We start from the raw sequence: 14,239 nt of genomic DNA, 5'->3' as shown, positions 1-14,239 counted from the left end.
GCCAATCGCACTTTACCCCCTTAAGAAGGCCACGTACCGCTCCAAAAGCCCGTAGGCCTCCCCGGAGACCAGGACCTCCTGGGCAAGCCGCACCCCTTCCCGCAGGGAGGCTGCCTTGCCCGCCACGTAGAAGCCCGCCCCCGCCGCCAGGGCCACCCCTTGGGCGTGGGGGCCTTTTTCCTCGCCCTTGAGAATCCTTGTGGCCAGCTGGGCGTTTTCCTGCGGAGACCCCCCCTTTAGGGCCTCCAAGGGGAACCGCTCAAGCCCCACCTCCTCGGCGGTGAGGGCATAGGCCCCCTTCCCCACCTCCACCACCTGGTTCTCCCCGAGGACCAGTTCATCCGCCCCTTCCCCGTGGACCACCATCCCCTGGGCCCCCAGGCGTTCCAAGGCCTCGGCCATGGGGGTAAGCCAACGGGGGCTAAAGACCCCCAGCACGTACCGGTCGGCCCCTGCCGGGTTGGTGAGGGGACCTAGGAGGTTAAAGACGGTGCGGATAGCCAGCTCGGCCCTTACCGGGGCCACGTGGCGCATGGCGGGGTGGAAAAGCCGGGCAAAGAGGAAGCCGAAGCCCAAGGTCTCAATGGCCTCCCCCACCCGCTCGGGCGGGGCCTCCAGGTTGACCCCCAGGGCCTCGAGGAGATCCGCCGAGCCCGCCTTGGAGCTGGCCGCCCGGTTCCCGTGCTTGGCCACCGCCACCCCTCCCGCGGCCGCCACCAGGGCCCCCAGGGTGGAGAGGTTCAAAAGCCCCTTGTGGTCCCCCCCGGTGCCCACGATGTCCAAAAGGGGCCTGCGGTTCACCTCTAGGGCCAAGGCCGCCTCCCGCATGGCCTTGGCCATGGCGGCGATCTCCGAAGGGGTCTCCCCCCTTAAGGCCATGGCGGTGAGCACCCCCGCCACCTTCACCGGGGAAACCTCCCCCGACATCATGGCCCGCATGAGGCCATAGGCCTCCTCCTCGCCCAGCACCTCGCCCAAAAGCGCCTTCTTCACTGCCTCCATGGGTCCTCCAGAAAGTTCCTGAGGATGATCTTACCCACCTCCGTAAGGTAGCTTTCCGGGTGGAACTGCACCCCGTGGGTGGGATACTGGCGGTGGCGGAAGCCCATCACCGTCCTTCCTCCCGCCTCCCCCCTAGCCAACCTAGCCCCTTCGGGGCCCTTTTCCTCCCTAGCCAACCTAGCCCCTTCGGGGCCCTCTTCTACCACCCAGGCGTTCACCAAGAGGTCTTGCGGAACCTCCTCCACCACCAAGGAGTGGTAGCGGGTGGCGGGAAAGGGGCTGGGAAGTCCGCGGAAGAGGCCGGTGCCGTCATGGTGGATCTCGCTCACCTTGCCGTGCATGATCACCGGGGCCGGAACCACCTTGCCCCCAAAGGCCATGCCGATGGCCTGGTGGCCCAGGCAGACCCCCAGGATGGGGTAGCGGGGGGCGTAGCGCCCGATGAGGGGGAGGGAAAGCCCCGCCTCCAAGGGGGTGCAGGGGCCAGGGCTGATGAGGATGCGGTCGGGGTTTAGGGCCTCCACGTCCTCGAGGGCAAACTGGTCGTTCCGCCACACCACAGGGCTTGCCCCAAGCTCCCCCAGGTATTGCACCAGGTTGTAGGTGAAGCTGTCGTAGTTATCGATCACCAACACCCTCATAACCCCTCCTCCGCCATCTCCACCGCCTTCAAAAGGGCCTTCGCCTTGTTCCAACACTCCTCGTACTCCCTTTCCGGCACCGAGTCCGCCACGATGCCCGCCCCCGCCTGCACGTGCATCCTTCCCCCTGCGATGACAAAGGTACGCAAGGTTAAGGCCACATCCATGGCCCCATCGTAGGCCAGGTAGCCGAAGCTTCCCCCGTAGGGCCCCCGACGATGGGGCTCCAGCTCCTCAATGATCTCCATGGCCCGGATCTTGGGGGCCCCCGAGACCGTGCCCATGGGAAGCACGCTGGCCAAAGCGTCCAAAGGGGTCTTGCCCTCGGCCAAAATGCCCTCCACCGTGGACACCAGGTGCATCACGTGGGAGTAGTACTCCACGTGCATGGGCTCCAGGACCCGCACCGTGCCGAAGGCGGACACCCGGCCAATGTCGTTGCGGGAAAGGTCCAAAAGCATCACGTGCTCAGCCCTTTCCTTTTCGTCCCTAAGAAGCTCCTCCGCAAGCCTCCCATCCTCCTCCTCGTCCTTCCCCCGGGGGCGGGTGCCGGCGATGGGCCGGGTGACCACCTTGCGGCCGTCGGAGCGGAGGAGGCTTTCGGGGCTTGCCGAGACCAAGACCACCTCCCCCAGGTCCAGATAGCCCATGTAGGGGCTTGGGTTCACGCTCCTAAGGGCCCGGTACAGGGCAAAGGGGTGCACGGTGAGGGGGGAGGAAAGCCGCAAGGAGAGGACCACCTGGAAGATATCCCCAGCCCGAATATAGTCCAAGGCCTTTTCCACCGCCTTTAGGTACTCCTCCCGGCTCATGTCGGGCGCAAAGCGGGCCCTTCCCCCCGGGCGCTCCCCAGGTACCCCCGGCAGAGGACCTTTAAGCCTCTTTTCCGCCCAAAGGAGGCGGTCTTCCGCCTCCTCCAGGTCCTGCGCGGGGACCACCAGGTGCAAGAGGTTTTTCAGGTGGTCAAAGACCGCCACCACCTCGGGCTCCACGAAAAGAAGGTCGGGAAGGCCCAGGTCATCCGGCTTAAGGGAGGGCAGGCGCTCGTAGGAGCGGATGAGGTCGTAGGCGGCATACCCCACCACCCCCCCAAAGAAGGGGGGCAGGTCGGGGTGGCGCTCTAAAGGGGCATGGACCGCCTGGTAAAGGGTGCGCAAGGGGTCCTGGGTTTCCACCCGTTGGCCATTGATGGTGAAGACCCCATCCTTTAGGCGAAAGGTGCGCCTTGCCCCTACCCCGATGATGGAGAAGCGGCTTTGCCTTCCCCGCTCCACCGACTCCAGAAGAAAGCTCACCGGGGCCTTTTCCGAAAGCTTCAGGTAAGCGGTCACCGGGGTTTCCAGGTCCGCCAGGAGGGTTTTGCGAAAGGGCCTGATGGTTTCCATGCCTCTCCTTACAAAAAGCCCCGGGGCCTATAGCCCCGGGGAAACACGCCCATCCGCCCCGGGGCCTAACCGGGCCACCAAAGGGCGGGAAGGGGGCTCATGCTCCCAGGATAGCCCAAGCCCCCCCTAGCGTCCAGGGGGAGCCGGGCATCAAGGCCGCATCAGAACCTTTCGGCCACCGTCTTCATCTGCAGGAAGTGGAGAAGGTAGTCGGGCCCCCCGGCCTTGGTGTCGGTGCCGGAAAGGTTAAAGCCGCCAAAGGGTTGGACCCCCACCAAGGCCCCGGTGATCTTGCGGTTGAAGTAGAGGTTGCCCACGTGAAACTCCCGCCTTGCCCTTTCCAGGTGCTCCCGCTTGCGGGAATAGACCCCACCGGTGAGGCCGTATACGGTGTTGTTGGCCACCTCGAGGGCCTCGCCAAAATCCCTCACCCGCATCACGGAAAGCACGGGGCCAAAGATCTCCTCCTGGGCAATCCTGGCCGTGGGGGGCACCTCGGTGAAGATGGTGGGGGCAAGGAAGTAGCCCTCCCCCTCCAGGCGCTTCCCCCCCAGGACCAGCTGGCCTTCCCCTTTGCCGATCTCCATGTAGGAGAGGACCTTTTCCTCCTGGGCCTTGCTGGCCACGGGGCCCAGGTCGGGGTTCTCCTCCGCAGGGCCCACCACCAGGCGCTCCGCCCGCCGCAACACCCTTTCCATCAAAGGCTCAAAGGCCTTCTCCGTGACGATGAGGCGGCTTGCTGCCGAGCACTTTTGCCCCTGGAAGCCGTAGGCGGAGATGAGGATGCCCTCGGTGGCGGCGTCAAAATCGGCGGTCTCGTCCACGACGATGGCGTCCTTGCCGCCCAGCTCCAGGAAGACCCGCTTGATCCAGCGCTGGCCCGGGGCCAGCTTGGCCGCCCTTTCGTGGATCCAAAGCCCCACCTCGAGGCTCCCCGTGAAGTTGATAAAGCGGGTCTGGGGGTGCTCCACCAGGTAGGCCCCCACCTCGCTCCCCTTGCCGGGCAGGAAGTTCACCACGCCGGGAGGAAAGCCTGCCTCGTGGAATATCTCAAAGACCTTGGCGGCGATGACCACCGTGTCCTCCGCAGGCTTGGCCACCACGGTGTTCCCCACGGCCACGGGCCCGGCGATCATGCCGGTGAAGATGGCGATGGGGAAGTTCCAGGGGGCGATGACCACACCCGCCCCCAAGGGGATGTAAAAGCTTTCGTTGTCCTCCCCGGGGTAGGGCACCACCTCCACCGAGGGGTACTTGTACTTGAGGGCCTGGCGGGCGTAGTACTCCAGGAAATCTATGGCCTCCGCCACCTCGGCGCTGGCCTCGAGCCAGTTCTTGCCGATCTCGTAGACCAAGGTGGCCTCCAGCTCCCGCCGCCTCCTCTTCATGAGGGCCGCCGCCTTGAGGAGGAGGCGGCTGCGGTCCTCCTGGGGCCAGTCCTTCCAGGTCCTAAAGGCCCGCCAGGCCGCCTCCAGGGCCGCCTCCGCCTCGGCTACCCCCGCCTTGGCGGTGCTCCCCACCACCTCGCTGGGGGCCGAGGGGTTAAGGGATAGGATCCTCTCCTGGGTGTCCACCCAGGCCCCGTCTAGGTAAAGCCCATAGTGGCGGCCAAACTCGGCCCTGACCCGCCTAAGGGCTTCCCGCATCTCCCGCTTGGCCTCCTCCGTCTGGAAGGTCTCTATGGGCTGGTTGCGAAAAGGCTCCACCGTCATGCCGTACCTCCTTTAGCCCCCTAAGAGGCTTCTTAGCACTAATCCCAGGTTCTCGGGCCTTTCGGCGATGCGCCGGGATAGATAGGGGTACCAGTGGGTGCCGTAGGGCACGTAGGCCCGCACGGTGTAACCCTCTTCCGCCAGGCGCCTTTGCTCCTGGAAACGCACCCCATAGAGGAACTGGAACTCAAAGCGATCCTTGGGTACGCCCATGGCCTCGGTGTAGCGCTTCACCTCGGCGATGAGCCGGGGGTCGTGGGTGGCGAAGGCCACGTAAAGCCCCTCCTTAAGGGCCAGTTTTCCCAGGTGCAAAAACTCAGCGTCGATGAGGCGCTTATCCTGAAAGGCCACCTCCTTGGGCTCCCGGTAGGCCCCCTTGACCAGGCGCAGGTTGGGCCGGTAAGGAAGGAGCTCCCAGAAGTCCTTTTCCGTGCGGAACAGGTAGCTTTGCAGGACCAGTCCCACCCCGCTGAAGCCCTCTTCCCGCAGGGCCCTGTAGAGGCGCAAGGTGGCTTCCACCCGGGGGGAGTCCTCCATGTCTATCCGCACGAAGACCCCCTTGGGCTCAGCCTCCTTCAGGATTTCCCGGAGGAGCTCCAGGGCCAAGGCCTCGGAAAGGTCCAGCCCCAGCTGGGTGAGCTTCAAGGAGATGTACTTGGGCCAAGGGTACTCGGCCACCCTCCGCACCAGCTCCAGGATGCCCCCCTGGAAGGCCCGGGCCTCCTCCTCGCTTCTTACCATCTCCCCCAGGAGGTCCAAGATGGCGTGGACCCCTTGGGCCTCGAGGCGCTCCGCCGCCAAAAGGGCTTCCTCCAAGGTCTCCCCCGCCACATAGCGCCGCACCAGGCTCTTAGCCCGCCCCTTGATCAGGGCCTCCACCCTGGGGTTTTCCGCCACGGAGAGCACCGCCTGCCGATACATGAGGTCCAGGTTCATACCCCTCCTTTCCTAAGCCTGGCCACCACCAGGTCGCGGAAGCGGTACACGTGGGCCTCCACCGCCTTTTTGGCCCCTTCCGGGTCCCGCCCCTTCAGGGCCTTTAGGATGGCCTGGTGCTCCTTGCGGGTAGCCTCCTCCTGGGAGAGGGTGGGGAGGGCACCCCTCACTAGGGCCAGGCTGGAAAGCAGGTCCTCGTAAAGGCGGTAGAGGGTCCTATTGCCGGAAAGCCGCACCAAGGCCCGGTGGAACTCCAAATCCCGGCGCATCTGCTCGGGGTAGTCCTCCTTGGGGACCTCGTCAATGGCCCTGAGGTGGGCCTCGAGGTCCGCGATCTCCCAAGGGGTGGCCCTAAGGGCCGCCTCCCTTGCCGCCTCCCCCTCCAGAAGGGCCCGCACCCCGTAGACCTCCTCCACCTCCTCCGGGCTGAAGATGCGCACCCGGGCCCCCCGGCCCGGCACCAGCTCCACCAGGCCCTCCTCAGCAAGGCGCATGAGGGCCTCCCGCACGGGGGTGCGGGAAACCCCCAGCTCCTGGGCCAAGAGGGGCTCGGAAAGCCTTTCCCCGGGGGCGAAACGCCCGGAGAGAAGGAGGTCTTTCAGGTGCCGATACACCGCCTCCCGCACCTGGTTGGGCCGGCGGAAGCCTAACGTCTGCATCCTGTATACAGGATGCCCCACAAGGCTTGCCTTGTCAAGTAAAAGGCAGCCACCAAAGTGGCTGCCCCTATCAATCCCCGTACGTTGTTTCAGCCTTTCTGGGGCACCGGTTGACCGTCAGGGCCATACTTGAAGTAAGAAGAGGGAATCCGTCGTATCAGTTCCTCTACCGCTTTGCCAACCATAACCGCGAGGGCCTTGCCCATAGGGGTCTTCTGATATTGGCTCAGAGCTCCACCGAGGGCCGCCCCAGGCACCAAGGCGCCAAGCAAACCGCCAAAATCCGTGTCCGAAGCCTCTCCCTCCACACGGAAAGCGGCGACCACCGCTCCGGTACGAACATCTACCGCACGAAAATCTACAGCCACATACGCTTTCTTTTGGCTACCCGTGACTGCTCCTAATAAACCACCCAACAATCCCCCTCCACCCCCGCGGGTTCCACCAGAATCGGGTTCGAAGGCAGTGATGGTCCCTGTTATGAGGATCTCAGCACCTTGAAGTTGTTGAACTTGATTGCCAATCCCGGCTTCTTTTTGCAACTGTTCAAGAACCGAGCGCTCATAGACAATGAAAGGCTAGGGCCCAGTCAAAGTGCAGCAGGGCATCGAACTCCTCCAGGATACGGTGCTAAACCTGGTGAAGCCGTGCCCATTGCTCTAAACGCTCGGTATCATTTTCCAGTCGCCAGGCTTGGTTATCACGTGCCCCTACCCACGCATGGCTTGCCATAAATCCATCCACGGGGTTAGATAAGGCCATGAGCCTATCCTTGCGCGCCCGCGTGGAAAGCGAACTGGAAAGGTTAAAGCGGGAAGGGCTGTACATCCGCCCCAAGGTCCTCGAGGCCCCCCAGGAACCCGTCACCCGGGTGGAGGGGCGGGAGGTGGTGAACCTGGCCTCCAACAACTACCTGGGCTTCGCCAACCACCCTTACCTGAAGGAAAAGGCCCGCCAGTACCTGGAAAAGTGGGGGGCGGGAAGCGGGGCGGTGCGCACCATCGCCGGCACCTTCACCTACCACCTGGAGCTGGAGGAGGCCCTGGCCCGCTTCAAGGGCACGGAAAGCGCCTTGGTCCTGCAGTCAGGCTTTACCGCCAACCAGGGGGTGCTGGGGGCCTTGTTGCAGGAAGGGGACCTGGTCTTCTCCGACGAGCTGAACCACGCCAGCATCATCGACGGCCTCCGCCTCACCAAGGCCACCCGCCTGGTTTACCGCCATGGGGATGTGGCCCACCTGGAGGAACTCCTCAAGGCCCACGACACCCAAGGCCTCAAGCTGATCGTCACCGACGGGGTCTTCTCCATGGACGGGGACATCGCCCCCCTGGACCGCATCGTGCCCCTGGCCAAGAAGTACGGGGCCATCGTCTACGTGGACGACGCCCACGGAAGCGGCGTCTTGGGGGAGATGGGCAAGGGTACGGTGCACCACTTCGGCTTCCACCAGGACCCCGAGGTGATCCAGGTGGCCACCCTTTCCAAGGCCTGGGCGGTGGTGGGGGGGTACGCCGCCGGAGCCTCAGAGCTCAAGGACCTCCTCATCAACAAGGCCCGGCCCTTTCTCTTCTCCACCAGCCACCCCCCGGCGGTGGTGGGGGCCCTTTTGGGGGCCTTGGAGCTCATCCAAAAGGAACCGGAACGGGTGGAAAGGCTCTGGGAGAACACCCGCTACTTCAAGAGGGAGCTGGCCCGCCTGGGCTACGACACCCTGGGAAGCCAAACCCCCATCACCCCGGTGCTCTTCGGGGAAGCCCCCTTGGCCTTTGAAGCCAGCCGCCTCCTCCTGGAAGAGGGGGTTTTCGCCGTGGGCATCGGCTTCCCCACCGTGCCCCGGGGAAAGGCCCGCATCCGCAACATCGTCACCGCCGCCCACACCCAGGAGATGCTGGACAAGGCCCTCGAGGCCTACGCCAAGGTGGGCCGGAAGCTTGGGGTCATCCGCTAACCCCCCTTGGGCGCCCTTGCCATGCCGGTAAGCCGCACCCTGGGCCGGGTCCTTACCCCTCCCTCCCTGGTGGCCTTCATGGTGGCCTTGGCGGAGGCCCCCAAGGGGGGGAAGGTCCTGGAGCCCGCCGCCGCCCACGCCCCCTTCCTCCGGGCCTTCCGGGAAGCGCACGGCACCGGGTACCGCTTCCATGCGGTGGAGGTGGACCCCCTGGCCTTTGACCCGCCCCCGTGGGCCGAAGGCCAGGTGGCGGACTTCCTCCTTTGGGAGCCGGACGGAACCTTTGACCTCATCCTGGGGAACCCCCCATACGGCGCCCTGGGGGCCGGGGCCAGGCTCCCCGCGGAAAGGCGCGGGCTTTACCGAAAGCGCTTTGCCACCTGGCACGGGCGCTACAACCTCTACGGGGCCTTCTTGGAGAAGGGGGTGCGGCTCTTGGCCCCAGGGGGGATGCTGGTCTTTGTAGTCCCTGCCTCATGGATGCTCCTTTTGGAGTTTGGGAGGCTAAGGGCCTTCCTGGCCCGGGAGGGGGAGGTGGAGGTCTACTACCTGGGCCGCCCCTTTCCGGAGGCCAAGGTGGTGGCCACGGTGATCCGTTTCCGCAAGGAGGGAAGGGGCTTGAGGCTCTATGACGCCGAAGAGCCCCTTCTCATGAACCCTATACCCCTTCTCGAGGACCCCTCCTGGCAAGGGGAGCCCATCCGCTTCCCCGATCCCCAGGCCCTGGCCATGGAGCGGGAAGGGGTGCCTTTGGGGGAGGTCTTCGGGATCCACTTCGCCGCCCGTAGCCCCGAGATCAAGGCCCACCCCCTGACCCGGACCGCCCCAGGCCCCGGCCTGGTGCCGGTGCTCACGGGGAGGAACCTGAAGCCGGGCTGGATCGACTACGAAACCCCCCACTCCGGCCTCTACTTTCCCAAGGAGGCTGTGGGGCTCCTTAAGCCCTTCTACGCCACGGGCCACCTGGTGGTGGCCCACACCCGCCACTACCGGGTGGTGGCCGCCTGGGATAAGGAGTGTTATCCCTGGCGGGAGGAGTTCCACCTCCTGCCCAAGGAGGGGGTAAAGCTGGACCCGGAGGGCCTGGTGGCCTACCTGAATAGCCCTGAGATGCAGGCCTACTACCGGGGGCTTTACCGGGAAGTGGTGCCCCACCTCACCCGGGGGATGCTGGAAAAGGTGCCGGTACCCAAGGATTTGGTCCTGGACCGGCTGCCCTTGGCTACCGCCCGGTGAAGTGGACGCGAAGGACCAGCCCCACGGCGAAGAGGAGGCCCAAAGCCACAAAGAGCTCCGGGCGCTTGGGCGGTTCCTTCAGGCCCCGGTAGAACCAGCCCCCCGGCTCGAGGCCCCCCAGATAGTGCAGCCCCGCAGCCAGAAGAAGCCCGTAAAGAAGGTGCAGGCTGTCCTTGGGCCTCAGGCCCGCCCAAAGGAGAGCGAACCCCAGGACCACCTGAAGAATGGCCACCCAGGCGGCACCCCTTAGAATCCGGTAGAAGGGTGCCGGCAAGGGCCGGAAAAAACCCCGGATCCCCACCAGGGCTAAGCCCAGCACCGCCACCATTAGGACCACACCCAAAAGGGAGTGAAGGAAAACCAGGGCCGGCACGGCGGGTATCCTACAGGCTGGTGCGGGTCCGAGGCAAGGCCAGTAATCGGTAATGAACACAGGAAGCTGGGAAAAGGCGCATCCCGCCAAAGCCCATCCTTAAGGCAAAACTCCCAGGCCACGCCCTGTGGTATACTAAGGGGGTGAGCTACGACGCTTCCGCCATTAAGGTACTCAAAGGCCTAGAGGGGGTACGCCACCGCCCCGCCATGTACATCGGGGGCACGGGGGTGGAGGGGTACCACCACCTCTTCAAGGAAATCCTGGACAACGCCGTGGACGAGGCTCTGGCTGGCTATGCCACGGAGATCGTCACCACCCTAAACCCCGATGGCTCCCTCACCGTGGAGGACAACGGTCGGGGCATTCCCGTGGACGTGATGCGCGAGGAGGGCAAGCCCGCGGTGGAGGTGATCTACACCACCTTGCACTCCGGGGGCAAGTTTGACAGCAGCGCCTACAAGGTTTCTGGGGGCCTGCACGGGGTAGGGGCCAGCGTGGTCAACGCCCTCTCCGAATGGACGGTGGTGGAGGTCTTCCGGGAGGAAAAACACTACCGCATCGCCTTCAGCCGAGGGGAGGTTACCGAACCCCTTGCCGTGGTGGGTCCGGCCCCCAAGGGGAAAAGGGGCACCCGGGTCACCTTTAAGCCCGATCCCCTCATCTTCGGGAACCAAGCCTTTGACCCCAGCAAGATAAGGGCCCGCCTCCGGGAGGTGAGCTACCTGGTGGCGGGGCTCAAGCTGGTCTTTAGGGACCTGATCCATGGGCGGGAGGACGTCTATTTGGACAAAGGCGGCGTGGCCTCCTTTGCCAAGGCCCTGGCAGCGGAGGAGGAGCTTCTTTACGAAAAGCCCTTCCTCTTCCGGGGGCAGGAAGGGGATGTGGAGGTGGAGGTGGGCCTGATCCACACCAAGGGCTACACCGCCGAGATCCTCACCTACGCCAACATGATCCCCACCCGGGATGGGGGCACCCACCTCACCGCCTTTAAATCCGCCTACAGCCGGGCCCTGAACCAGTACGCCAAGAAGGCAGGGCTCAACAAGGAAAAGGGTCCCCAGCCCACGGGGGACGATCTTCTGGAGGGGCTTTACGCGGTGGTGAGCGTGAAGCTACCCCAGCCCCAGTTTGAGGGCCAGACCAAGGGGAAGCTTCTGAACCTCGAGGCGGGAAGCGCGGTAAGCCAGGTGGTTTACGAGAAGTTCCTGGAGGCCCTCGAGGAAAACCCCCGCATCGCCAAGACCGTCTACGAGAAGGCCCTGCGGGCCGCCCAGGCCCGGGAAGCCGCCCGGAAGGCCCGGGAGCTGGTGCGAAGGCAAAACCCCCTGGAGTCCGACGACCTCCCCGGAAAGCTGGCCGACTGCCAGACGGAAAACCCTGAGGAAGCCGAGCTTTTCATCGTGGAGGGGGACTCGGCTGGGGGGAGCGCCAAGCAGGGCCGCGACCGGCGCTTCCAGGCCATTTTGCCCCTGAGGGGCAAGATCCTCAACGTGGAAAAGGCCGGGCTTTCCAAAGCCCTGAAAAACGCCGAGGTGCGGGCCATGGTGGCGGCCATCGGGGTGGGGATTGGGGGCCTGGGGGAGGGTCAGGACGGCCACCTGGGAGCCCACTTTGACCTGGAGGGCCTCCGCTACCACAAGATCATCATCATGACCGACGCCGACGTGGACGGGAGCCACATCCGCACCCTCCTCCTCACCTTCTTCTACCGCTACATGCGGCCCCTGATCGAAAAGGGGTACGTGTACATCGCCCAGCCTCCCCTTTACCGCCTGCAGGTGGGCAAGAAGGTGGAATACCTCTACTCCGACGAGGAGCTTTCCGCCCGCCTGAAGGAGCTGGGGGACAAAACCTACGAGGTGCAGCGCTTCAAGGGCCTGGGGGAGATGAACCCCGAGCAGCTTTGGGAGACCACCATGAACCCCGAAAAGCGGGTGCTGAAACGGGTGAGTCTCCAGGATGCCCTCGAGGCCAGCGAGCTCTTTGAGAAGCTCATGGGACAGGAGGTGGCCCCCAGGCGGGAGTTCATCGAGGAGCACGCCCGCTACGCGGAGCTGGACATCTAGCCTGGCCGGAAGACCCTAAGCACCCCCTACCCAGGGCCAGGGGACTGGGTTTATACTCGGTGTAAGCAAAGGGGGAAGCCATGGAGCTTTTTCAGGAAGCCTGGGCCCAAGCCTACTGCCAGAAGCTGAACGAAAGCGAGGCCTACCGGAAGGCCGCCGCCACCTGGGAGGGAAGCCTGGCCCTGGCGGTGCGCCCGGATCCTGCCCTGGGGTTCCCCAATGGGGTGGCCGTGGTCCTGGAGCTGTGGCACGGGGCGTGCCGGGGGGTGAAGGTGGTGGAGGGGGAGGCGGAGGCCGACTTCGTCATCGAGGCCGACCTGGCCACCTGGCAGGAGGTGTTGGAGGGCCGCCTCGAGCCCCTCACCGCCCTCATGCGAGGCCTTTTGGAATTGAAGAAGGGTACCATCGCCGCCTTGGCCCCTTACGCCCAGGCCGCCCAGGAGCTGGTCAAGGTGGCCCGAGAGTTGGTATGAAAGCCCTCGTCTACCGCGGACCCTTCCAGGTGGCGGTGGAGGAGGTACCCGAGCCCAAGCTGGAGGCGGAAACCGACGCCATCGTCCAGGTGGAGCTGGCCGCCATCTGCGGCTCGGACCTGCACATCTACCACGGCAAGATCGCCGGGGTATTGCCGGGAACCGTGCTAGGCCACGAGTTCGTGGGGCGAATCGTGGAGAAGGGTTCCTTGGTGCCCTTCCCTCTGGGCGAAAGGGTGGTGGGAAGCTTCCAGGTGGCTTGCGGGGAATGCGTAGCCTGCCGCAAGGGGCAGTACTTCGCCTGCCTGAAGGGAGGAGTCTACGGCTTCGGCCTGGCCCTGGGCAACCTCCAAGGAGCCCAGGCGGAAAGGGTGCGGGTTCCCTTCGCCCGGCATAGCCTCTTTCCCATTGGGGACCTTCCCCCAGAGGAGGCCATCCTGGCGGGGGATATCCTCACCACCGCCTACGGGGGGGTGAGGCCCTTTCTCGCTCCGGGGATGAGTGTGGCGGTGGTGGGTTCAGGGCCCGTGGGCCTTATGGCCCAGATGGTGGCCCACGCCCTGGGGGCTGGACGGGTCTACGCCCTAGACCCGGAGGAATCCCGCCTGGAAAAGGCCACGGCCCTAGGAAGCCTGCCCCTAAACCCCAAAGCGGAAGACCCCCTGGCCCGGGTACGGAAGGAAACCCATGGCCTGGGAGCGGACCTGGTAGTGGAAGCGGTGGGCGGGGATGGGGAGGCGCTAAAGCTGGCCCTTCGCCTGGCCGGACCCGGGGGAATCGTGTCCAGCCTAGGGGTGCCCACCGCGGAGAAGCTGGAATACCCTTGGCTTTCCGCCTTCAGCCAGGGCATCACCCTGAAAAGCGCCTTAGCCAACATCCCCCGCTGGATTGAGGAGGTCCTGGCCCTGCAAAGGGCGGGGAGGCTTAAGGGAAGCTTTGTTTTCAGCCACCGCCTGCCCCTCGAGGAGGCCCCAGAGGGGTACCGGCTTTTCCACGAGCGGCAAGCCACCAAGGTGGCCCTGGTGCCTTAAAAGCAAAACCGCCGCCCGCAGGCGGCTTTTTCCTCTGACTCCTTCATTATACCACGGTTTACCGATATGTAAAGGGGTATGCAGAAAAACCCGCTCCCAACGGGGCGGTGAGCTTTCAGGCACCCCTTCTTAGGACCGGCTGGGCAGGGAATCTAGGGGTTTAGGATGCCCAGCTGGAAGGGTTTCGCATTTGGGGCAGAAGCTCTGACAATGTAACCTTGCTCCCGGCCCTTCTCGGAAACCGGGCTACCCTTAAGGCAGGGGAAAGGAGGTCAAGTCCATGGCCCGGTATCTGGTGGTGGCCCATCGCACGGCCAAAAGCCCTGCGCTGGCGCAAAAACTTTTAGAGATCCGGGATCAAGACCCCGAGGCCCGCTTCGTCCTCTTGGTGCCCGCCGCGCCTCCTGGGGGCTGGGTCTATGAGGAGAACGAAATCCAGGAGCGGGCGAGGAAAGAAGCCGAAGCGGCCAAGGCCGCCCTCGAGGCCCAGGGCATTCCCATAGAGGAGGCCAAGCCCGGGGACGTCTCCCCCATCCTGGCCCTGGAGGAGGAGCTCATGGCCCATCCCGAAGAGTACCAGGCCATCGTCCTGGCCACCTTGCCCCCTGGGCTTTCCCGCTGGCTCCGCCTGGACGTGCACAGCCAGGCGGAGCGCTTCGGCCTACCCGTGATCCACGTGATCGCCCACTGATACCACCCCACCCTGGCTTGCGCCAGGGCGGGGACCCCGGAAAGGGCCTCCGGTAGGCATCATCTCGTTGCGGCTTAGAGAAC

At 64.9% G+C, this 14,239-nt stretch carries 14 protein-coding genes; 6 read left to right on the top strand and 8 right to left on the bottom strand.

Annotation, left to right across the window (positions count from 1 at the left end):
* Positions 1 to 12 precede the first annotated feature (12 nt).
* The 7 genes from trpD to DK874_RS10455 form a co-directional block, all read right to left on the bottom strand.
* On the bottom strand, positions 13 to 1,002 hold the full coding sequence (gene trpD / locus DK874_RS10485; RefSeq protein WP_114313974.1) for an anthranilate phosphoribosyltransferase: 990 nt from the start codon (positions 1,000 to 1,002) through the stop codon (positions 13 to 15).
* Entirely contained in the window at positions 990 to 1,643 is a 654-nt protein-coding gene (locus tag DK874_RS10480; RefSeq protein ID WP_114313973.1) for an anthranilate synthase component II, read from the bottom strand. Before DK874_RS10480 ends, trpD begins: the two co-directional genes overlap by 13 nt.
* A complete protein-coding gene (gene trpE / locus DK874_RS10475; RefSeq protein ID WP_114313972.1) occupies positions 1,640 to 3,028 on the bottom strand; it encodes an anthranilate synthase component I in 1,389 nt (462 codons plus the stop codon). The genes DK874_RS10480 and trpE overlap by 4 nt, the downstream gene beginning before the upstream one ends.
* 161 nt (positions 3,029 to 3,189) lie before the next feature.
* Complete coding sequence (gene pruA, locus DK874_RS10470) at positions 3,190 to 4,740, bottom strand: L-glutamate gamma-semialdehyde dehydrogenase (RefSeq protein ID WP_114313971.1); 1,551 nt, start codon at positions 4,738 to 4,740, stop codon at positions 3,190 to 3,192.
* Positions 4,741 to 4,752: 12 nt separating this feature from the next.
* Complete coding sequence (locus DK874_RS10465) at positions 4,753 to 5,676, bottom strand: proline dehydrogenase (RefSeq protein ID WP_114313970.1); 924 nt, start codon at positions 5,674 to 5,676, stop codon at positions 4,753 to 4,755.
* Positions 5,673 to 6,335, bottom strand: coding sequence for a GntR family transcriptional regulator (locus DK874_RS10460; protein WP_114313969.1), 663 nt, complete (start codon positions 6,333 to 6,335; stop codon positions 5,673 to 5,675). Before DK874_RS10460 ends, DK874_RS10465 begins: the two co-directional genes overlap by 4 nt.
* An 89-nt stretch (positions 6,336 to 6,424) precedes the next feature.
* Entirely contained in the window at positions 6,425 to 6,907 is a 483-nt protein-coding gene (locus tag DK874_RS10455) for a CsgG/HfaB family protein (RefSeq protein ID WP_275887336.1), read from the bottom strand.
* Positions 6,908 to 7,095: 188 nt separating this feature from the next.
* Here DK874_RS10455 and DK874_RS10450 point away from each other — a divergent pair, with 188 nt between their 5' ends.
* Both DK874_RS10450 and DK874_RS10445 read left to right on the top strand, forming a co-directional pair.
* The gene (locus DK874_RS10450; protein WP_114313968.1) at positions 7,096 to 8,283 is read left to right on the top strand and encodes a glycine C-acetyltransferase; all 1,188 of its coding nucleotides are present in this window, start codon (positions 7,096 to 7,098) and stop codon (positions 8,281 to 8,283) included.
* A gap of 21 nt (positions 8,284 to 8,304) precedes the next feature.
* The gene (locus tag DK874_RS10445) at positions 8,305 to 9,519 is read left to right on the top strand and encodes a TaqI-like C-terminal specificity domain-containing protein (protein WP_114313967.1); all 1,215 of its coding nucleotides are present in this window, start codon (positions 8,305 to 8,307) and stop codon (positions 9,517 to 9,519) included.
* Here the strand turns inward: DK874_RS10445 and DK874_RS10440 are convergent.
* Positions 9,506 to 9,847: a hypothetical protein gene (locus tag DK874_RS10440; protein WP_114313990.1), complete on the bottom strand. Its 342-nt coding sequence runs from the start codon at positions 9,845 to 9,847 to the stop codon at positions 9,506 to 9,508. The two genes, DK874_RS10445 and DK874_RS10440, sit on opposite strands and share 14 nt — an antisense overlap.
* A gap of 188 nt (positions 9,848 to 10,035) precedes the next feature.
* On the opposite strand from DK874_RS10440, the gene DK874_RS10435 reads away from it, so the two are divergent.
* The 4 genes from DK874_RS10435 to DK874_RS10420 all read left to right on the top strand — a co-directional run bounded on the left by DK874_RS10435 (position 10,036) and on the right by DK874_RS10420 (position 14,156).
* Positions 10,036 to 11,961, top strand: a complete 1,926-nt coding sequence (locus tag DK874_RS10435; protein ID WP_114313966.1) for a DNA topoisomerase subunit B — start codon at positions 10,036 to 10,038, stop codon at positions 11,959 to 11,961.
* Positions 11,962 to 12,041: 80 nt separating this feature from the next.
* Positions 12,042 to 12,434 carry an SCP2 sterol-binding domain-containing protein gene (locus DK874_RS10430; protein WP_114313965.1) on the top strand — a complete coding sequence of 131 codons (393 nt, stop codon included), beginning with the start codon at positions 12,042 to 12,044 and terminating at the stop codon, positions 12,432 to 12,434.
* Positions 12,431 to 13,465: an alcohol dehydrogenase family protein gene (locus tag DK874_RS10425; RefSeq protein ID WP_114313964.1), complete on the top strand. Its 1,035-nt coding sequence runs from the start codon at positions 12,431 to 12,433 to the stop codon at positions 13,463 to 13,465. The genes DK874_RS10430 and DK874_RS10425 overlap by 4 nt, the downstream gene beginning before the upstream one ends.
* 280 nt (positions 13,466 to 13,745) lie before the next feature.
* The gene (locus DK874_RS10420) at positions 13,746 to 14,156 is read left to right on the top strand and encodes a hypothetical protein (RefSeq protein ID WP_114313963.1); all 411 of its coding nucleotides are present in this window, start codon (positions 13,746 to 13,748) and stop codon (positions 14,154 to 14,156) included.
* Positions 14,157 to 14,239 lie beyond the last annotated feature (83 nt).

The sequence above is a fragment of the Thermus caldifontis genome, from assembly GCF_003336745.1.
In the GTDB taxonomy this organism is placed as follows: Bacteria; Deinococcota; Deinococci; order Deinococcales; family Thermaceae; genus Thermus; species Thermus caldifontis.
Note: the sequence above shows the minus strand (reverse complement) of the source record. Positions and strands in the feature narration are given on the sequence as shown.